The 16,888-nt window shown below is 49.8% G+C and carries 16 protein-coding genes; 12 read left to right on the top strand and 4 right to left on the bottom strand.

Going from position 1 to position 16,888, the window contains the following annotated elements:
- Window positions 1-23: 23 nt before the first annotated feature.
- The 4 genes from ileS to dut are packed head-to-tail and all read left to right on the top strand — an operon-like array spanning window position 24 to window position 5,053.
- A complete protein-coding gene (gene ileS / locus AC6I1F_RS02915) occupies window positions 24-2,891 on the top strand; it encodes an isoleucine--tRNA ligase (RefSeq protein ID WP_160334962.1) in 2,868 nt (955 codons plus the stop codon).
- Complete coding sequence (gene lspA, locus AC6I1F_RS02910) at window positions 2,891-3,394, top strand: signal peptidase II (protein ID WP_160334961.1); 504 nt, start codon at window positions 2,891-2,893, stop codon at window positions 3,392-3,394. The genes ileS and lspA overlap by 1 nt, the downstream gene beginning before the upstream one ends.
- A 17-nt stretch (window positions 3,395-3,411) precedes the next feature.
- Window positions 3,412-4,635 carry a bifunctional phosphopantothenoylcysteine decarboxylase/phosphopantothenate--cysteine ligase CoaBC gene (gene coaBC / locus AC6I1F_RS02905; protein WP_160334960.1) on the top strand — a complete coding sequence of 408 codons (1,224 nt, stop codon included), beginning with the start codon at window positions 3,412-3,414 and terminating at the stop codon, window positions 4,633-4,635.
- Window positions 4,607-5,053, top strand: a complete 447-nt coding sequence (gene dut, locus AC6I1F_RS02900; protein ID WP_160334959.1) for a dUTP diphosphatase — start codon at window positions 4,607-4,609, stop codon at window positions 5,051-5,053. Before coaBC ends, dut begins: the two co-directional genes overlap by 29 nt.
- Before the next feature lie 7 nt (window positions 5,054-5,060).
- On the opposite strand, the gene AC6I1F_RS02895 is transcribed toward dut, so the two are convergent.
- Complete coding sequence (locus tag AC6I1F_RS02895; RefSeq protein ID WP_160334958.1) at window positions 5,061-7,238, bottom strand: AAA family ATPase; 2,178 nt, start codon at window positions 7,236-7,238, stop codon at window positions 5,061-5,063.
- Window positions 7,239-7,250: 12 nt separating this feature from the next.
- Window positions 7,251-7,559 (bottom strand): ATP-dependent Clp protease adaptor ClpS, encoded by a 309-nt coding sequence (locus AC6I1F_RS02890; protein ID WP_160334957.1) that lies wholly within the window; start codon window positions 7,557-7,559, stop codon window positions 7,251-7,253.
- 301 nt (window positions 7,560-7,860) lie between these two features.
- Here AC6I1F_RS02890 and AC6I1F_RS02885 point away from each other — a divergent pair, with 301 nt between their 5' ends.
- Both AC6I1F_RS02885 and AC6I1F_RS02880 read left to right on the top strand, forming a co-directional pair.
- Window positions 7,861-8,067 (top strand): cold-shock protein, encoded by a 207-nt coding sequence (locus AC6I1F_RS02885; protein ID WP_160334956.1) that lies wholly within the window; start codon window positions 7,861-7,863, stop codon window positions 8,065-8,067.
- A 59-nt stretch (window positions 8,068-8,126) separates the two neighbouring features.
- Complete coding sequence (locus AC6I1F_RS02880; RefSeq protein WP_160334955.1) at window positions 8,127-8,564, top strand: DUF192 domain-containing protein; 438 nt, start codon at window positions 8,127-8,129, stop codon at window positions 8,562-8,564.
- 83 nt (window positions 8,565-8,647) lie between these two features.
- Here AC6I1F_RS02880 and AC6I1F_RS02875 read toward each other — a convergent pair whose 3' ends face one another.
- Entirely contained in the window at window positions 8,648-9,235 is a 588-nt protein-coding gene (locus AC6I1F_RS02875) for a superoxide dismutase (protein ID WP_160334954.1), read from the bottom strand.
- A gap of 58 nt (window positions 9,236-9,293) precedes the next feature.
- A complete protein-coding gene (xseA, locus tag AC6I1F_RS02870; protein WP_497801598.1) occupies window positions 9,294-10,910 on the bottom strand; it encodes an exodeoxyribonuclease VII large subunit in 1,617 nt (538 codons plus the stop codon).
- 506 nt (window positions 10,911-11,416) lie between these two features.
- On the opposite strand from xseA, the gene AC6I1F_RS02865 reads away from it, so the two are divergent.
- From AC6I1F_RS02865 to galE, 6 genes are all read left to right on the top strand, one after another.
- On the top strand, window positions 11,417-12,829 hold the full coding sequence (locus AC6I1F_RS02865) for an ISAs1 family transposase (RefSeq protein ID WP_497801597.1): 1,413 nt from the start codon (window positions 11,417-11,419) through the stop codon (window positions 12,827-12,829).
- A 107-nt stretch (window positions 12,830-12,936) separates the two neighbouring features.
- Window positions 12,937-13,977, top strand: a complete 1,041-nt coding sequence (lpxK, locus tag AC6I1F_RS02860) for a tetraacyldisaccharide 4'-kinase (protein WP_160334952.1) — start codon at window positions 12,937-12,939, stop codon at window positions 13,975-13,977.
- Between the two features lie 13 nt (window positions 13,978-13,990).
- A complete protein-coding gene (locus tag AC6I1F_RS02855; RefSeq protein ID WP_202074548.1) occupies window positions 13,991-14,185 on the top strand; it encodes a Trm112 family protein in 195 nt (64 codons plus the stop codon).
- Window positions 14,182-14,952, top strand: a complete 771-nt coding sequence (kdsB, locus tag AC6I1F_RS02850) for a 3-deoxy-manno-octulosonate cytidylyltransferase (protein WP_497801596.1) — start codon at window positions 14,182-14,184, stop codon at window positions 14,950-14,952. Before AC6I1F_RS02855 ends, kdsB begins: the two co-directional genes overlap by 4 nt.
- 99 nt (window positions 14,953-15,051) lie before the next feature.
- Window positions 15,052-15,705, top strand: coding sequence for an adenylate kinase (gene adk / locus AC6I1F_RS02845; RefSeq protein ID WP_160334950.1), 654 nt, complete (start codon window positions 15,052-15,054; stop codon window positions 15,703-15,705).
- Window positions 15,706-15,757: 52 nt separating this feature from the next.
- Entirely contained in the window at window positions 15,758-16,777 is a 1,020-nt protein-coding gene (gene galE / locus AC6I1F_RS02840) for a UDP-glucose 4-epimerase GalE (RefSeq protein ID WP_160334949.1), read from the top strand.
- Window positions 16,778-16,888 lie beyond the last annotated feature (111 nt).

Below are 16,888 nucleotides of genomic sequence, written 5' to 3'. Positions count from 1 at the left end.
CCCGAGGGGGCCAAGGAATAAAGATGAGTAAAAAAAATGACGCCGCGGCTAAGGAAGCCGCTAAAAAATATCCGCTGAATCTTCCTGATACACCCTTTCCCATGAGAGGCAATCTGCCTGCCCGTGAACCCGGCTGGATTAAGGATTGGCTGGAAAAAGACGTGTACGGGAAAATTCGCGCAGCCAGAAAAGGCGAAAAGCGCTTCCTGCTGCATGACGGCCCTCCGTATGCCAACGGAAACATTCATGTCGGCCACGCTGTCAACAAAATTCTGAAGGACATCATTCTCAAGACAAAGACGCTTGAAGGCTTTGACGCACCTTACGTTCCGGGCTGGGACTGCCACGGAATGCCGATTGAAATTCAGATTGAGAAAAAATTTGGCAAGAATCTTCCTAAAGAAGAAGTCATGCAGAAATGCCGTGAATACGCCAAAGAGCAGATCAAAAACCAGATGGCTGGGTTCCAGCGTCTCGGCGTGCTCGGTGACTGGAGCGATCCGTATCTGACGATGCGTCCTGAAACCGAAGCCGAAGAAATCCGTGCGCTTGGCGTCATCCTTGAAAAAGGCTTTGTTTACCGCGGCCTCAAGCCCGTGAACTGGTGTTTTGACTGCCAGAGCGCGCTTGCGGAAGCTGAAGTCGAATATGCGGACAAGTCTTCTCCGACACTGGATACTGCGTTCCCGATTTCCGCGGAAGACAAACCTCGTCTGGAACAGATCTTTAATTACAAATGCGATAAGCCTGTCGCCGCTGTGATTTGGACAACCACTCCGTGGACAATCCCTGCCAACCAAGCGCTCAACATGAATCCCGAACTGGATTACGTTCTTGTTGATACGCCCAACCGCATGTTCGTTCTGGCGGAATCTTTGTACGAAGAATCCCTGAAGCGTTTCGGCCTCGAAGGCAAACCGGTCGCTAAAGCCAAAGGCAGCGAGTTCCAGGGACTGCGCTTTAAACATCCGCTTTGCGAGATGGACCCCTTCTACGACCGCTTCTCTCCGGTATTCCTCGCCGATTACGTCGACGCCACTGCCGGTACCGGTATCGTTCACTCTGCGCCTGCATACGGTGTGGATGACTTTGTCTCCTGCAAGGCAAACGGAATCACTAATGACGACATCCTGAACCCTGTGATGGGCAACGGCAGCTACAGCGAGTCTCTGCCGCTCTTTGGCGGACTGAACATTTGGAAAGCCAAAGACAAGATCCTGGACACGCTCCAGATTACCGGCAACCTGCTCTCCCGCGGCAGCATGGTGCACAGCTACATGAACTGCTGGCGTCATAAGACACCGCTGATTTACCGTGCCACCAACCAGTGGTTTATCCGCATGGATGAACCCAATGCGGACACCAAAGGAGTCTTCAGCGCTGACGCTCCTGCAGATCCTCTGCGTAAAACCGCGCTTGAAGGGGTTGACCGTACCGAGTTTATTCCTGCATGGGGCGAAGCCAGACTGCACAACATGATCGCCAATCGTCCCGACTGGTGTATTTCCAGACAGAGAAACTGGGGCGTGCCGCTGCCTTTCCTGATCAATAAAGAGACGGGCAAGCTACATCCGGATACACTCGCTATCCTGCGCAAAGTTGCCGATATGGTTGAAAAAGACGGCATCGAGGCATGGACACGCGTCAAAGTCGAAGATCTGATCGACAAAGACACGGATAAATACGAAAAATCCAGTGACATTCTGGACGTTTGGTTTGACTCCGGCACAACGCACGTCACCGTTATGCGCGGCTCGCATGCCGACAAGCTGACCTACCCGGCAGATCTCTATCTTGAAGGCAGCGACCAGCACCGCGGCTGGTTCCACTCTTCTCTGCTCACCGGCTCCGCCATCGACGGCAGGCCTCCGTATCAGGCGCTTCTGACACACGGCTTTACAGTTGACGAGCAAGGCCGAAAGATGAGCAAGTCTCTCGGTAACGTCATTGCACCGTCTGAAATCTCTGACCGTTACGGCGCTGAAATTCTTCGTCTTTGGGTTGGTCTCTCCGACTACACCGCTGAAATCGGTCTTGGCGAAAGAATTCTCAAAGGCACCGTAGAGGGCTACAGAAGATTCCGCAACACCATCCGCTTCCTGCTTGCCAACGTCTCCGACTTTGACATTAACAAGGATGCGGTCGCAATTGAAGACATGGTTGAAATTGACCGCTGGGCGATTGCGCGCATGCAGCAGCTTCAGCAGGAAATCCGCGAACGTTATTCGAAGTATGAGTTCCATACCGCTTGCTCAGCGCTTCTGCTTTTTGCGAGTGATGACTTAGGCGGATTCTATCTTGATATTCTTAAAGACCGTCTCTACACGACCGGAGCCAACGGACAAGCTCGCCGCAGTGCACAGACCGGTCTTTGGTACATCACTGATACGCTTCTGAAGCTTCTCGCTCCGGTGCTGTCCTTTACCGCGGAAGAAGCCTATGCCTGCTTCAACCCGAACAATAAGGGCTCGATTTTCATTGAGAAATTCACCGATCTGCCGCACGTTAAAGAAAGCGCCGAGCTTCTCAACAAGTGGGCTTTGATTCGAGCGGTGCGCTCTGACGTTCAGGTTGAACTGGAAAGACTGCGTGAAAAGGGTCAGCTTGGCTCCTCACTGCAGGGCGAAGTCTCTATGAAGCTTCCTCAGCCCGAATACGATGTCATTTCTCAGCTTGGCGATGAGCTTTCCTTTGTCATGATCACCAGCAAGGCAACACTTGACGGTGTCAGCGACAAACGCGAAATCACGGTCAAACCGAGCTCCGCGCCGAAATGCGAAAGATGCTGGCAGTACAAGGAAGACGTTGGTTGTGACAAGAACTATCCGACTCTCTGCTGCCGCTGCATCGGAAATCTTTTCGGAACTCCTGAAACCAGACGTTTCGCCTGATGAAAAAAAATACCGCTATCAACAGCGGCTGGAACTGGCCGGCCCTTTTGGGCTGGCTGGTTTTTGCAGCGCTTCTGTTCGGACTTGATCAGTGGACAAAGGATTGGGTCCAGCATCAGATGATTGTCGGCGACAGCCGCAAAATCACTGATTTCTTTAATCTTGTCGTTGCCTACAACAGCGGCGCGGCATTCTCTTTCCTTGCAGACGCGGGCGGCTGGCAGAAACCCCTTTTTGCCGGACTCGCACTCGTCGTCAGCTTTGTTATTTGTATTCTGATCGCAAGAAAAAGCCAAGAAAAACTGCTTTGCCTCGGACTCTCGCTTGTTATGTCCGGCGCGCTTGCGAATGCCTACGACCGACTCACGATCGGAGTCGTCGTTGACTTTCTTGATTTCCACCTCGCGGGCTACCATTGGCCTGCGTTTAATGTCGCCGACATCTGCATCTGTGTCGGAGCCTTTATTGTTGTCCTTGTGGAATTTTTCTTTTCTAAGAAATAGCACTTAAAAGGAATAACATGTCCGTCTTAAAAAACAAACGGATCCTGCTGGGCGTCAGCGGCGGAATTGCCGCTTACAAAGCCTGTGAGCTCGTCCGTCTTCTCGTGAAGTCCGGTGCTGAAGTTCGGGTCATGATGACCAAGGTCGCCGAGCAGTTCGTTGGAAAAACCACCTTTGAAGCGCTCAGCGGCCATCCGGTCGAAACCGATCAGTTCAATCCGTCGGTACCGCTTGCGCATATTGCACTTCGTGACGGATGCGACTTAATGGTGATCGCACCCGCGACCGCCAATATCATCGCCAAAACCGCCTGCGGCATTGCCGACGACTTGGTCAGTACGACAATTCTCGCGCGCGCCTGCCCACTTCTTATCGCGCCGGCGATGAATGTCCGGATGTGGAATAACGTCGTAACACAGAGAAATGTATGTCAGCTTCAGTGTGACGGAGTTTTTTTCAGCGGGCCGGATAGTGGAGAACTCGCCTGCGGAGAGAACGGCAGCGGCAGAATGAGCGAGCCTCAGCACCTTCTTGAAGACATTGAAGCGGTTTTTACGCCCAAAGTTCTTGAAGGCAAACGTGTTCTCATAACGGGCGGTCCGACATTTGAAGCGATTGATCCGGTGCGCGGAATTACTAACCTTTCCTCAGGCAAGCAGGCGGCCGCCATTGCTAAGGCGGCCCGCAACGCGGGTGCGGAAGTCACGCTCGTCTCCGGTGCAGTTTCCGCCCGGATACCGCACGGCGTGCGGCTCATCGGTGTGACAGGCGCTCAGGATATGAAGAGCGCCGTCCTTCAGGAAGCCGCGCATCAGCATCCGGATATTTTTATTTCGGTTGCCGCAGTATGTGATTTCCGCGTCGAAAATCCTTCTGCGAAAAAAATCAAAAAAGAGGACAGCACTGAGACGCTCACACTAACGCTCGTTAAAAATCCGGACATTCTGCAGGAAACTGCCAAAAGCGGTTTATGTCGAGTCTGCGTCGGCTTTGCCGCCGAATCCGAGGATCTCGTCGAAAACGGCATGAAAAAGCTTCAGAAAAAAGGCGCCGATCTCATTGTCGCCAATCACTCCTCAGCAATCGGACAGGACAGCAACCGGGCTTATTTCATCACCAAGGCAGGCGCCGAAGCGCTTGAAGAAATGAGCAAGGAAGAACTTGCTCAGCGCATTATTCTTGAGGCATCCAACATTCTTTCTCAAAAAACGCATGAAAGCACAAATCAAAATTCTAGATAAACGCATCAGCGGCAATATGCCCTCATACGCATCTGCGGGCTCCGCCGGCTTGGATCTCAGAGCCGCCATTGACGAGCCGCTGACGATTGAAAGCGGAAAGTGCGAGCTGATTAAAACCGGCTTTGCGCTCTTCTTAAACGATCCGTCTTACGCAGCAATGCTTCTTCCCCGCTCCGGTCTTGGCCACAAACACGGAATCGTGCTCGGCAACTTGGTCGGACTGATTGATTCGGATTATCAGGGCGAACTGATGGTTTCCTGCTGGAACCGCTCTGATAAACCGTACACCATTGAGCCGATGGAACGCATCGCGCAGCTAGTTATCGTTCCGGTGCTTCAGCCTGAATTTGAAATCGTAGAAGAATTCCAGGCGAGTGAACGCGGAAGCAGCGGCTTCGGCTCTTCAGGCCGATCCTAAGCCGCGCTTATTCGTGTTCATACACAAAGCGAATTTGATCTTTTTCATCAGCGTCAATCGTGACGCTGTTTTTTTTCTGCAGGCGTCCGAAGAGCATCTCATTGGCGAGCTCGCGCTTGATCGAGCGCTGAATATACGAAATCATCGGGCGGGCGCCGAGAAGCGGATCAAAACCGTGCGCGATAAGATGCGCTTTCAACGCCTCGGTGTATGTCATAGAAATATTCTTTTCCGCAAGCTGACGGCTGAGTTCCTTGAGGAGTTTATCCGCCACAAGCGCGACCTGTTCTCGACCCAAACGATTAAAGTGCAGGACTTCGTCAAGTCGGTTTCTAAATTCAGGCGCAAACGCGGCACTGATGCCCCGAGCGCCGTTGACCGCGCCCTGAGTGCTGTCAAATCCGATGGTTCGCTTTTCGTAGTCAGCTGCACCCGCATTGGTCGTCATCAGCAGGAGGATATTTCTGAAATCCACGGTCTTGCCGCTTGAGTCGGTCAGCATCCCGTAGTCCATGACCTGAAGCAGAACGTTATAGATTGCCGGATGTGCCTTCTCGATTTCGTCGAGCAGGAGCACCGCATGGGGCGTGCGGCTGACTGCTTCCGTCAGCCGGCCTCCCTCCTGATAGCCCACGTAGCCGGGCGCGGAGCCAAGAAGTTTGGAAACTGAATACTCTTCCGAATATTCGCTCATATCAAAACGGATAAATTCCATCCCCATCTGCTTGGCGACCTGCTTAGCCAATTCGGTCTTACCTACGCCGGTCGGTCCGGCAAGAAGGAAGGAGCCGATCAGCTTTTCCTTATCAGCCAAACCGCTCTTTGAGAGTTTGATCGCATTCACAACCGCATCAATCGCATGGTCCTGGCCGAAGATTACTTTTTTCAGATTATCGGACAGATTACGAAGCGGCTCCCCGCCGCTTTCCGAGACCTTCTGCTCAGGAATACGCGCGAGTTTAGCGATCACTCGTTCAACTTCGTCTGTCGTCACCAGCGGATCCGCGCTTTTGCTCAGATAGTGAATCGCGCCCGCCTCGTCCATGATGTCCACGGCTTTATCGGGCAGTTTTCCGTTAGAGACATACTCCGAAAGTTTGACGATCTTCGAGAGTATTTCGTCGCTGTATTTCACGTGATGGAATGATTCAAAGTATTTTCTCTTTTGGGAGAGAATTTTGAGCGAATCTTCTGCCGACAGCTCCCGCAAGTCAATTTTTTGGAAATACGATATCAGGGAAGAGATATTTTTTTCCGCTGTGCGCAGACCGCGGTGCGTAGAAGCGCCAAGCACATGAATTTTGGGGTGCGCGAGCATCATCGCGAGCAAATCAGCGAACTCGTCAGCACTGCTGCCGTTAAGAATCTTATGCATATCGTCAAGAAAGACGATAGCGCTGCTGTCTCTCGTGACTGAGTCGATAAAGTCTCGAAAACGTTTAGTTAAATCTCCATAGAAGAGGCATCCGCTCTTGAGAGCGCTGAAATTGAGCGCGCAGAACTTCATCCCTTTCAGCCTGTCGGGCATAAGATCCTGCGCGATGAGGCGCGCAATGCCCTGAGCAAGCGTCGTCTTTCCGACGCCGCGTTCGCCCACGATCAAAGCGCTGCTCTTTATTTTTCTGGAGAATGCCAGAATCAGCCGATCGATTTCCTCCTGTCGGCCGACAAGCGGATCAAATGCGTCATTGGCGGCCCAAATATCACAGCGGGCATACACGGCTCCGCCTTCATCTTCGGGCTGCTCCTGCGAGATTTCACGATCATCGGTTTGCGTCAGCTCACTCGGTCTGATGCCGAACTGCTTCAGAAAGAAAGCCGCGTCGGAATCTTCATCTTCTTCGATCGCGACAAGAACATCCAGACAGTTAAGCGGTCTGAGCGAATTGCTTTTAACCAATGTGTCCGCAGCCCGATTAATCACTCTCTCGACACCAATCGTCGGTCTCGGATCGGTTTTTTCGCCCAGACGATTAAAGCCCGTCTGATCCCGAAGAAAACGATCGAGTCCTGCTTCAAGCCGGCGCTCTCTCAAACCCTCTTTTCTTAGTGCGTCTTTTACCTCGGGCTCCTGAATAAGCGCCCAAAGCAAATATTCGAGCGAAATAAATTCCGCCTTGTCGGCGCTTGCTCTGTCAGCTGCGGCGCCGATAGCGTGCGTCAGATCTTTTGAAAACTTAGCCATGCTTAACTGTTTTTATTTTTCCATTTTCATGCGAAGCGGATAACCATTTTCTTCAGCGAGCTCCGTCACTTCAAAGATTTTAGTTTCAGCAACGTCTTTAGAATAAGTACCGACCTGAGCCTGTCCGGTTTTATGCGCTTCATACATCAGCTCCAGCGCCTCGTCATGCTCCTTTCCGAAAATTGAGACAAGGACCTCGACAACAAAGTCCATCGGCGTGACATCATCATTCAGAATAAAAACTTTCCATAGGGAGGGCATGCGGAATTCCGGCTCCGCATAGACGACTCGGACCTGTTCTTTTTCAGTATCACTGTTCATATGATCGGCTTTTGTTTTGTGGTTATTGTGCAACGCAGAAACGATTTGATTATCCGCTTCTTTTTTACCGTCGAGAAGGGAATTGTTTTTTATTTCAATTAATCAAATAATTACTTGATTTGTTATTTTCATGCAATTTCTGAAAGTTATTCTGCACGTAAAACACTAATTGACATTTTGAAACACTCCATTAACAATTTACATAGACTGTTCGTCTTGACTCACAGGGCAGTCAAATTCGTTATATGCAGGGCGCGTGAGATTTTGGGACATCGCCGTTATTTTTTGGAGAAGTTTAAATATGGCAACAGGAACCGTAAAATGGTTTAACGACGCAAAAGGATTCGGATTCATCACTCCCGATGACGGCGGCGAAGATCTTTTCGCGCATTTCTCTGCGATCAAAATGGACGGATTTAAGACTCTGAAACAGGGTCAGCGCGTCACTTTCGATCTGAAGGAAGGTGAAAAGGGCAAACAGGCTGACAACATCAAACCGGCCTCGTAATCCTCTTTCTCACTGCATCCAAGCTCGAAAAGCCCCGCAAGGCTTTTCGAGTTTTCATTATGAAAAAAACATCTATCGCTCTGCTCTCAGCGCTTTGGTTCTCCGGCCTCTGTCAGGCCGCTGACTTTGTCACGCTTCAGTTCGGCAATAAGACCATTAAGGCGGAAGTAGCCATATCGGCAGCTGAGCGTCAGAAAGGCCTGATGTTCCGTACCTCCATGGCTAAAGACCACGGAATGCTGTTCATTATGGACGGCGAAGAAAGCGCCTGCATGTGGATGAAAAACACCAAAATTCCGCTTTCTGTCGCTTTTATTGACGCCTTTGGAAAAATTATCAATATCGAGGATATGGAACCCGAAACGACCGATATCCATTGCAGTCGAGCACCCGCAAAATACGCCCTCGAAATGAACAAAGGCTGGTTCGGAGCGTTAGATCCGGCAAAACAGTATGAGGTCAAGGGGCTCCCTCTAAAGTCTGTCCTCACGTATTGATCGAATTTTCCGACGAAAACTGCCGCGCAAAAACAAAGCCGCAGCCTAGATCAGCTACGGCCTTATTTTTTAGACTTCTCTAATTAGTCAGAGAAATTTTTTGCTGCAAAGTCCCAATTTGCGAGATTTGCCAGGAAAACCTTCACATACTGCAGACGGACGTTGTAGTAATCCAGATAGTAGGCATGTTCCCAAACGTCAACCACCAGAAGCGGTGTGGCGGTACCGGTAACCGGAGTGCCGGCGTTGCTGGTATTTACGATGTCGAGCGTGCTGTCTTCTTTCTGAACAAGCCATGTCCAGCCAGAGCCAAAGTTTCCGGCCGCGCTGTTGGCAAACGCTTCAGCAAAGGCATCGAAGCTGCCCCACTTTGCGTTGATCGCGTCAGCAAGCGCACCGTCGGGCTGGCCGCCGCCGTTCGGCTTCATGCTGTTCCAGAAGAAAGTGTGGTTAAAGCACTGAGCCGCGTTATTAAAGATCGGACCGGACTGAGTGGTGCGGATGATCTCTTCAAGAGGCATCTTTTCGTATTCGGTTCCTGCGATCAGCTTGTTCAGTGTGTCGTTGTAAGCCTGATTATGTTTGCCGTAGTGGTATGAAAGTGTTTTAGCGCTCATGTACGGTTCAAGCGCGTTTTGTTCATAGGGGAGGGGCGGAACTGTAAAAGCCATCTTCTTTATCTCCTTATCAATACTCGGATATTATCGGTTGTTTACCCGAAGCGGACTCTTATGAGGCCCCAACACGAGCAACCAATTTCCCATCCTTCATTTCAATTTCTATCAAGTCTCCGAACCTGAGTTCGCTTGCGCGTTTCACCGGCTGACCGTTCTTAAAAATGTAGCCGGCGCCTTCAGGCAGTCTGAGTTTCGGATCGAGTACTTTAATTAATTTATCCAGTCCCGACAAATGAGTTTTTCCGGTCGAGAGTTTTTGGCTGAGCACCATTCGCATAGACTGAGCCGCGGCATCCGCTTTCGCAGCGCTGAGATTCGGTCGGAAACTGCGTATCCAGGCATAGCTTCGTCCCACATCGTCCTTTTGGCCGTTCATCCTCTCGGTACAGCTGTTACTCAGACTGTAAAAGGCCGTTTGAATACGATTCGTCTGCAGATCCATCGGCCACTGAAAGCCATATCGAACCGATTTAAGCGAGTGAATAAAGGGGCGAAGCAGCATTTCCGCCTTTTCAAAGGGACGGCCGCTGTAGTTCACGCTCATTGATGCGGCACGAACGGTTTCGGTAAGGCTTTGCTGCGCCTGTCGGTACGAGGACCGCGTACGAGACTTCTCCTGCTCCAAGAGCGAGGACAATCCCTGAGCCAGAACATCCAAACTTGAAGACGTCTCTTTATGCAGGCGGGCAAAATCCACACGCACTAAACGGGAAGCAAGGTTTACGTGACGGGCAAAGGGTTCAAGAAACGTCCGGCCGTTTTCAAAGCGTGCTGAAAAATGCTCCAGATCAAAATACCGCTGATCTCCGTCTTTGCGGAACGTAAGCTCGGTGCGGTCCCAGAAGGTATTGATTTCCGATCGAAGCACGTCCAGTTTCTCGGCGGCCGCTTCAGCTGCCCCGGTCGGAGTCGGAGCTCTTCGGTCCGCAGCTAAGTCCGAGATCGTCGTATCTGTCTCATGACCGATTCCGGATATGATCGGAATACGACTCTGCACAATTGCCTCGGCCACAACCCTTTCATTAAAGTTCCAAAGATCCTCGATGCTTCCTCCGCCTCGAATCAGCAGCAGTACATCATCATTGCCGTAAAGATTAGCATATCGGATCGCCCGAGCGATCTTGAGTTCATTGCGAACGCCCTGTACCGGTGTGTCATAAACAGTTATGGACGCGTACGGTGCCCGCTCTCTCAGCCGATGGATCGCATCTCTAACCGCGGCGCCCTGTCGGCTTGTGATGATGCCGATGCGGTGAGGCACTCTTGGAATCGCCTTCTTTCTGTGATGATCGAACCAGCCGAGATCTGAAAGCTTTTTTTTCAGGCGCAGAAATTTTTCATAGAGCTCGCCTTCTCCGGCGTAACTTAATTCTGAGGCAACGAATGACAGGTTGCCACTCTTCTCCCAAACGTTAGCTGATCCCTTTAATCGGACCTTATCTCCAAGCTTAGGAGGCCTAATTCCATAACTGCGGCTTTTCCACAAAACGCAGGACAAGGCTGCGTCGCTGTCCTTAATCGTGAAATACCAATGACCGGAGCTGTATTGCTTAAAGGCAGAAACCTCACCTTCTACACAAATGAACCCTAGGTTGGCAAGCGCATTGTTCAGCAAACGAACCGCTTCATACACAGAAAGGAACTTAACCGACATCTTTGCGTTATCCATATGAAAAATCAGCCGATTTTCAGGCGATTTAATAGTTATCCCAAAAGTTACTCACAATTTTATTCACAATCCGACTCGGCTGCTGTGGAGGAAGATAATTTAATTGTCAATCTTGTTTTTGGCTTATATCTATTTGTTTTTACGTAATTTTTATAAAAAGGCTCGTATCTAAAATTCGAGTAAGGCACAAAAATCATTTGTCATTTTTCCATTAAGTTATTCACTTATTCACAAAGTTATCCACAATGTGGAGGACAAGTTTAATAACTATCCTATTGACTCAAAAGTAATTGTTTTTTTGCATCTGAAGAATGAAAAATCTTGACTTTTTCAAAAATCCTCTTAGGACATTCGTCAACAAAAAGTCGACAGTACAGATACCCGCTCAGGGCGAACGCACAAAATTTTTAACAAAACATCCTTAACTCATTAAAAAGTCGACAAAAACGGTTGACTTTTTTTGAAATATAGCATATAATATATATGTCTGTAATTTAATAGGTGGCATGATGGCTGTCAGCAAGGAAATCCTCGACCTTATCCCGCAAGGCTGCAAGGTCAACTGGAACGAGAAACAACAACGCTTCTATGTTTACAAGTCCACTTATTACTACAGTAAGGAACACAAAAGATCTCGTGAACAGCGTACTCAGGTCGGTACGATCGTTAACGGTGTATTTACTTATGCCAAAAGCTACCTTCTCAAACAACAAATCAAGGATTTGAAGCTGGAGGTTAAGTCTTCGACTGCAGAAGTCGTTAATAAAACCTCTGAAATTCTGTCCAATGAAGTTGTTGACCCTCGTCAGGCTGCGAAAGTTCAATATCCTTTGGCGTACGTGTATTTAGTCGCTTTGCTCAGCTCCTTGTCCGGGCAGACAAGTTGTGTGCAAATCGCAGATTATTGGAGCAACCATCGGGCAGCCCTGGAAACAGCATTTGAAGACTTTCCTAAGCAGGATATTTCTCACGATACCGTTCGGCGTCTTCTTATGCTGATAGATCCTGAACAATTCCAAAGCTTTTACGGCAGACTTGTAGAACCTCTGCTTCATAAATTTACTTCTCGAATTGTTGCAGTGGACGGTCAAGCGGTCAAAGCCTCCAGAAGAAGTGGAGAAAGAGCCGGTAAATACATTCTTACCTTCTATGACACTGAAAATGGAATTGCTTTAGGACAAAAGCTCATCGGGAGCAAGGAAAATGAGATCACGCACGCCGCCTCCATGGTTGAGGGACTCGATTTGGCAGGATGTATTGTTACGGCCGATGCACTCAATACGCAGGAAAAGTTTGCTTCAGCTTTAATCCAAAGAAAGGCAGACTACTGCCTTGCGGTGAAACAGAACCACAAATCGTTGTTTTATGACATGCAGTTAAGCTTCGTGGACCGCACCGAAACCCGTACGCTGGAGACCGAAAAAGTTGAACTCGGACATGGAAGAATCGAGACAAGAAAGATTTCGGTCCTTCCCGGAAGTTGCCTGCCCGCAGCCTTATTGAAGAAGTGGATAGGGCTGGATGAGGGCACGATCATTAAAGCTACAACAGAGAGCGTTAACAAGACAACCGGCGAGATCAGTTCTCTTGATCGCTACTACATTAGCTCCCTGAACTTCTTGAATGCCCATATCGCAGAACAATGTGCCAGAGCCGTTAGACGTCACTGGGGAATTGAAAATGACCTCCACTACGTCCTGGATGTTAACTTCTACCAAGATAGAACACAGTGCAAAAACGCCAACTATCTGCAAAACAGAGTCCTCTTGAATAAATGGGCGCTCGGGATGATCAGAAAACTTCAAAAAGAAGAGGAAACCGAAACCGGCAAAGAGGCTAAAAGCGTGAAGCGAATCATGGCTAAGCTGCAGTCTCCGACAGCAGCTCTGGAGGCGTTAACCTCACTAATTAACAAATAAATTCATGCGTACGCCCTGATACCCGCTGTTCAAAAATTGCTTTTCTCGAGTGATTATTTCAGAACGTTTAGAATTTAGAATAGAACTTTATTTTTTCTTCTTGTCTAATGAACGTACAACTAGAAACACTCCTGCATAAACAGTGGGATAAGCGCGGAATAATTTCCTGGCTCCTGCTTCCCGCTTCTGCGGTTTTTATGTGGGCTTCGAGCCGTCGGCGCAAAAACGCTAAAGTCACGAATGTCGGCGTCCCGGTTGTTGTGGTTGGGAATATTTATGTCGGCGGAACCGGCAAAACACCCGTAACCATATCTCTTGTTCGCGCTCTTCGGGAAAGAGGATGGAATCCCGGCGTCATTTCACGCGGCTACAAAGGGGCCGCCGACGCTCCTGTCGAAGTTGAGGAAAACAGTAATCCCGACATCGTCGGCGATGAACCGCTGCTCATCAAAAAATCCACCGGAGCTCCGACCTTCGTATGCAAAAAGCGTGTTGATGCCGCCAAATCCCTGTTGGCAGAATACCCGCTTGTCAACGTACTCATCAGTGACGACGGTCTGCAGCATTATGAACTTGGCAGAGATGTCGAGCTCGCTGTCATCGGCGCTCGCGGTTTAGGCAACGGCTGGGTGCTTCCTGCCGGACCGCTTCGCGAAAGACCTGCTCGGCTTGACGAAGTTGACGCCATTGTGCTTAACGCCACCGAAGATGTTGTGACTTCATCTACGCCTCGCTACGCCGCAACAAGCGGCTTTTCCGACGCGATCAATTATGCGAGCGGGGAAAAGATTACTTTGGATACGCTTGCGCGCATGCAGGCAAAAAAACAGCTGAAAGCGGACGCGATGGCGGGTATTGCCGTTCCGGACAGGTTCTTCTCAATGCTTCGCGCGCACGACCTTGAAATCAACCCGATTCCTCTGCCCGATCATTACAGCTTCACAAAAAATCCTTTTGCTGAAAGCAAGGCTGATCTCATTTTTATTACTGAGAAAGATGCTGTGAAGTGCAGAAAGCATCCGGAAATCAAAAATGATGAACGAATTTATGTCGTTCCTTTAGAAACGCAGCTGGATAAATTCCTCGTTGATTTTATTGAAAAGAAAATCACGGCTGCTTCCGAACGTTACAAAACAAATAACCACTAACCGGTAGATTCAAATGGATCCGAAAATTACAGAAATTTTGGTCTGTCCGATTTGCAAAGGACCTCTTCGCTGGAACAAAGACAAAAAAGAGTTCTACTGCAAAAGCGACTTAAAGGCGTTTCCCGTTGTCGACGACATCCCTGCGATGGTTCCGAGCGAAGCGCGCGATATGACTGAGGAAGAAGTTGAAAAACTGGAGAAGAAATGAGTTTTACCGTCATTATTCCCGCGCGCTTAAAAAGCACTCGGCTTCCGAATAAACCGCTCGCAGACCTCTGCGGCGTACCCATGATCGTGCACGTTGCCAGACAAGCGCTCAAAAGCGGAGCTTCCCGCGTGATCTGCGCTGTGGACGATGAAAGCATCCTTCAGTGCTGTCAAAAATTCGGTGTTCAGGCAGTCCTCACACGCAAGGATCATGCCTGCGGAACCGACCGCATCTGCGAAGCCGCAGAGAAAAGCGGTATTCCGGACAATGAAATCATTGTGAACGTTCAGGGCGATGAACCGCTCATCCCGCCCAATATCATTTCTGCGGCTGCCGACCTCTTGGTTAATGACGCGCAGAGCGTCATGGGAACGGCCGCGATCCGCATCAAAAGTTCCGAGGAATTCTTTAATCCGAACGTCGTCAAGCTGATTCTCGATAAGAACAACCGGGCGATTTACTTCAGCAGAGCGCCGATTCCGTGGGCACGCGATGAATTCGCAAAAAAACAAGAAGTTCTGCCCCAAGACCTCGGTTTGAGACATGTCGGCATCTACAGTTACCGATGCGGATTCCTGAAGAGCTACCCGACACTTCCGAAGTCTCCTCTGGAGGCCTTTGAAAGTCTCGAGCAGCTTCGCGCGATTTGGAATGACTACAAGATCGCGGTGTCTGTATTCAATGATGAAATTCCTCCGGGCGTTGATACCGCTGAGGACCTCGAAAGGGTCCGAGCTTTCTGCGCCGCTAAGGAATTTAACAGCTGACACCGATTGCTTTTAACCCAAGTCTCTTGAAATCTTAAGGACATCAGTCCAAAATGGTATCTTTAGACCCAACCACACTATATATATTCGGAGGCACACATGCGTTTGATTCTTCTCGGAGCCCCGGGAGCCGGTAAAGGGACACAGGCAGCCCTCATTAAAGAACACTATGGAATTCCCCAGATTTCGACCGGGGACATGCTCCGCGCCGCGGTAAAAGCCGGTACTCCTCTTGGCCTGGCTGCTAAGAAGATTATGGACGCCGGAGAACTCGTCAGCGACGATATCATCATCGGTCTTGTCAAAGAAAGACTGCTGGAGCCCGACTGCAAGAACGGCTTCCTTTTTGACGGCTTCCCCCGCACTATTCCGCAGGCCGAAGCTCTGGTTAAAGCCGGAATTCCGATCGATTATGTTGTCGAAATCGCAGTTCCCGATGAAGTCATTCTTGAACGCATGAGCGGCAGACGCGTCCACATCGCTTCCGGCCGTACCTATCACGTTGTCTACAATCCGCCGAAAGTTCCCGGAAAAGACGACGTCACCGGTGAAAATTTAGTTCAGCGTCCTGATGATAGCGAAGAAACCGTTAAAAAACGCCTTCGCGTTTATCACGATCAGACTGAAGCGCTTGTCGGCTTCTATAAGAAAGCCGCTGAAGAAGGCAAAGACAACACCAAATATGTCCGCATTGACGGCGTCGGTGATGTCAAAGAAATCAGCCGCCGTATTTTCGACGCCCTCGATAAATAATCCTTCCTAAACCGAGAGACCACTTCGGTGGTCTTTCTCTTTTTCTGAGCATATGAGCTATATCCTAGTTACAGGCGGAACCGGCTACATCGGATCCCACATGGTCGTCAAACTGATTGAGGCGGGGTATTCGCCCGTGATTTTTGACAACTTCAGCAATTCGAAGCGTACTGTTCTCGATCGAATCGAAAAAATCACCGGCAAGCGTCCTCCGCTTGTTGTCGGAGACATTCGTGACGAGAAAGCCCTTGAAGATCTTTTCACCCAATACAAGATTGACTCCGTCATCAATTTCGCTGGGCGAAAGGCAGTCGGAGAATCTGAGAGCGACCCCCTGCTCTACTTCTCATATAACGTCGAAGGCACCATTGTTCTGCTTCGCGTCATGAAGAAGTTCAACGTGAAAGAATTCATCTTTTCTTCTTCCGCGACTGTATACGGCGATCCGGGGTACGATGAATTTGACGAATCCACGCCGCTTGCTCCGATCAACAACTACGGTCTGAGCAAATGGATGATTGAAGAAGTGCTTAGAAAGCTCTTCAGAGCAGAGCCGGATTGGTCGATCGCGATTCTTCGGTACTTCAATCCGGTAGGTGCGCACGAATCCGGTCTGATCGGAGAAGATCCGAACGGCATCCCTAACAATCTGATGCCCTTTATTTCTCAGGTCGCAGTCGGCCGCAGACCCTGTCTGAAGGTTTTCGGCAATGATTACGAGACCCGAGACGGTACCGGCGCCCGCGATTATATTCACGTGGAAGACCTTGCGGACGGTCACCTCGATGCGCTCAGAGTTCTGAATCACAAGCCTCAGCTAATTACGGTAAATCTCGGCACCGGCAGCAATACAACGGTTTTAGAGCTCGTCAAAGCGTTTGAAAAAATGAGCGGACGCAATATCCCTTATGAAATCTGTCCGAGACGCCCTGGAGACAAAGCAGCCTATTGGACGAATCCGACCTTAGCGCACGAACTTCTCGGCTGGACGGCCAAACGCGGCATTGAAAAGATGTGCGAAGACACCTGGCGCTGGCAGATGATGAATCCGAACGGTTATCCGGACGAATAATCAGCTCTCCCGTATGTAAAGCCCGCTTCTCGGCGGGCTTTCTCTTTACTGAATCCCTGAAAAACCGATCATAAGTAGGCCGTATACAGTGCCCCAAACGCCCGCAAATCG

The sequence above is a fragment of the Parasutterella sp. St.1A3 genome, from assembly GCF_059728705.1.
Note: the sequence above shows the minus strand (reverse complement) of the source record. Positions and strands in the feature narration are given on the sequence as shown.

What these genes read in the sequence shown, in the direction of transcription:
- ileS (WP_160334962.1), top strand. Translation starts at nt 24, where the DNA reads ATGAGTAAAAAAAATGACGCCGCGGCTAAGGAAGCCGCTAAAAAATAT.
- lspA (WP_160334961.1), top strand. Translation starts at nt 2,891, where the DNA reads ATGAAAAAAAATACCGCTATCAACAGCGGCTGGAACTGGCCGGCCCTT.
- coaBC (WP_160334960.1), top strand. Translation starts at nt 3,412, where the DNA reads ATGTCCGTCTTAAAAAACAAACGGATCCTGCTGGGCGTCAGCGGCGGA.
- dut (WP_160334959.1), top strand. Translation starts at nt 4,607, where the DNA reads ATGAAAGCACAAATCAAAATTCTAGATAAACGCATCAGCGGCAATATG.
- AC6I1F_RS02895 (WP_160334958.1), bottom strand. Translation starts at nt 7,238, where the DNA reads ATGGCTAAGTTTTCAAAAGATCTGACGCACGCTATCGGCGCCGCAGCT.
- AC6I1F_RS02890 (WP_160334957.1), bottom strand. Translation starts at nt 7,559, where the DNA reads ATGAACAGTGATACTGAAAAAGAACAGGTCCGAGTCGTCTATGCGGAG.
- AC6I1F_RS02885 (WP_160334956.1), top strand. Translation starts at nt 7,861, where the DNA reads ATGGCAACAGGAACCGTAAAATGGTTTAACGACGCAAAAGGATTCGGA.
- AC6I1F_RS02880 (WP_160334955.1), top strand. Translation starts at nt 8,127, where the DNA reads ATGAAAAAAACATCTATCGCTCTGCTCTCAGCGCTTTGGTTCTCCGGC.
- AC6I1F_RS02875 (WP_160334954.1), bottom strand. Translation starts at nt 9,235, where the DNA reads ATGGCTTTTACAGTTCCGCCCCTCCCCTATGAACAAAACGCGCTTGAA.
- xseA (WP_497801598.1), bottom strand. Translation starts at nt 10,910, where the DNA reads ATGGATAACGCAAAGATGTCGGTTAAGTTCCTTTCTGTGTATGAAGCG.
- AC6I1F_RS02865 (WP_497801597.1), top strand. Translation starts at nt 11,417, where the DNA reads ATGATGGCTGTCAGCAAGGAAATCCTCGACCTTATCCCGCAAGGCTGC.
- lpxK (WP_160334952.1), top strand. Translation starts at nt 12,937, where the DNA reads ATGAACGTACAACTAGAAACACTCCTGCATAAACAGTGGGATAAGCGC.
- AC6I1F_RS02855 (WP_202074548.1), top strand. Translation starts at nt 13,991, where the DNA reads ATGGATCCGAAAATTACAGAAATTTTGGTCTGTCCGATTTGCAAAGGA.
- kdsB (WP_497801596.1), top strand. Translation starts at nt 14,182, where the DNA reads ATGAGTTTTACCGTCATTATTCCCGCGCGCTTAAAAAGCACTCGGCTT.
- adk (WP_160334950.1), top strand. Translation starts at nt 15,052, where the DNA reads ATGCGTTTGATTCTTCTCGGAGCCCCGGGAGCCGGTAAAGGGACACAG.
- galE (WP_160334949.1), top strand. Translation starts at nt 15,758, where the DNA reads ATGAGCTATATCCTAGTTACAGGCGGAACCGGCTACATCGGATCCCAC.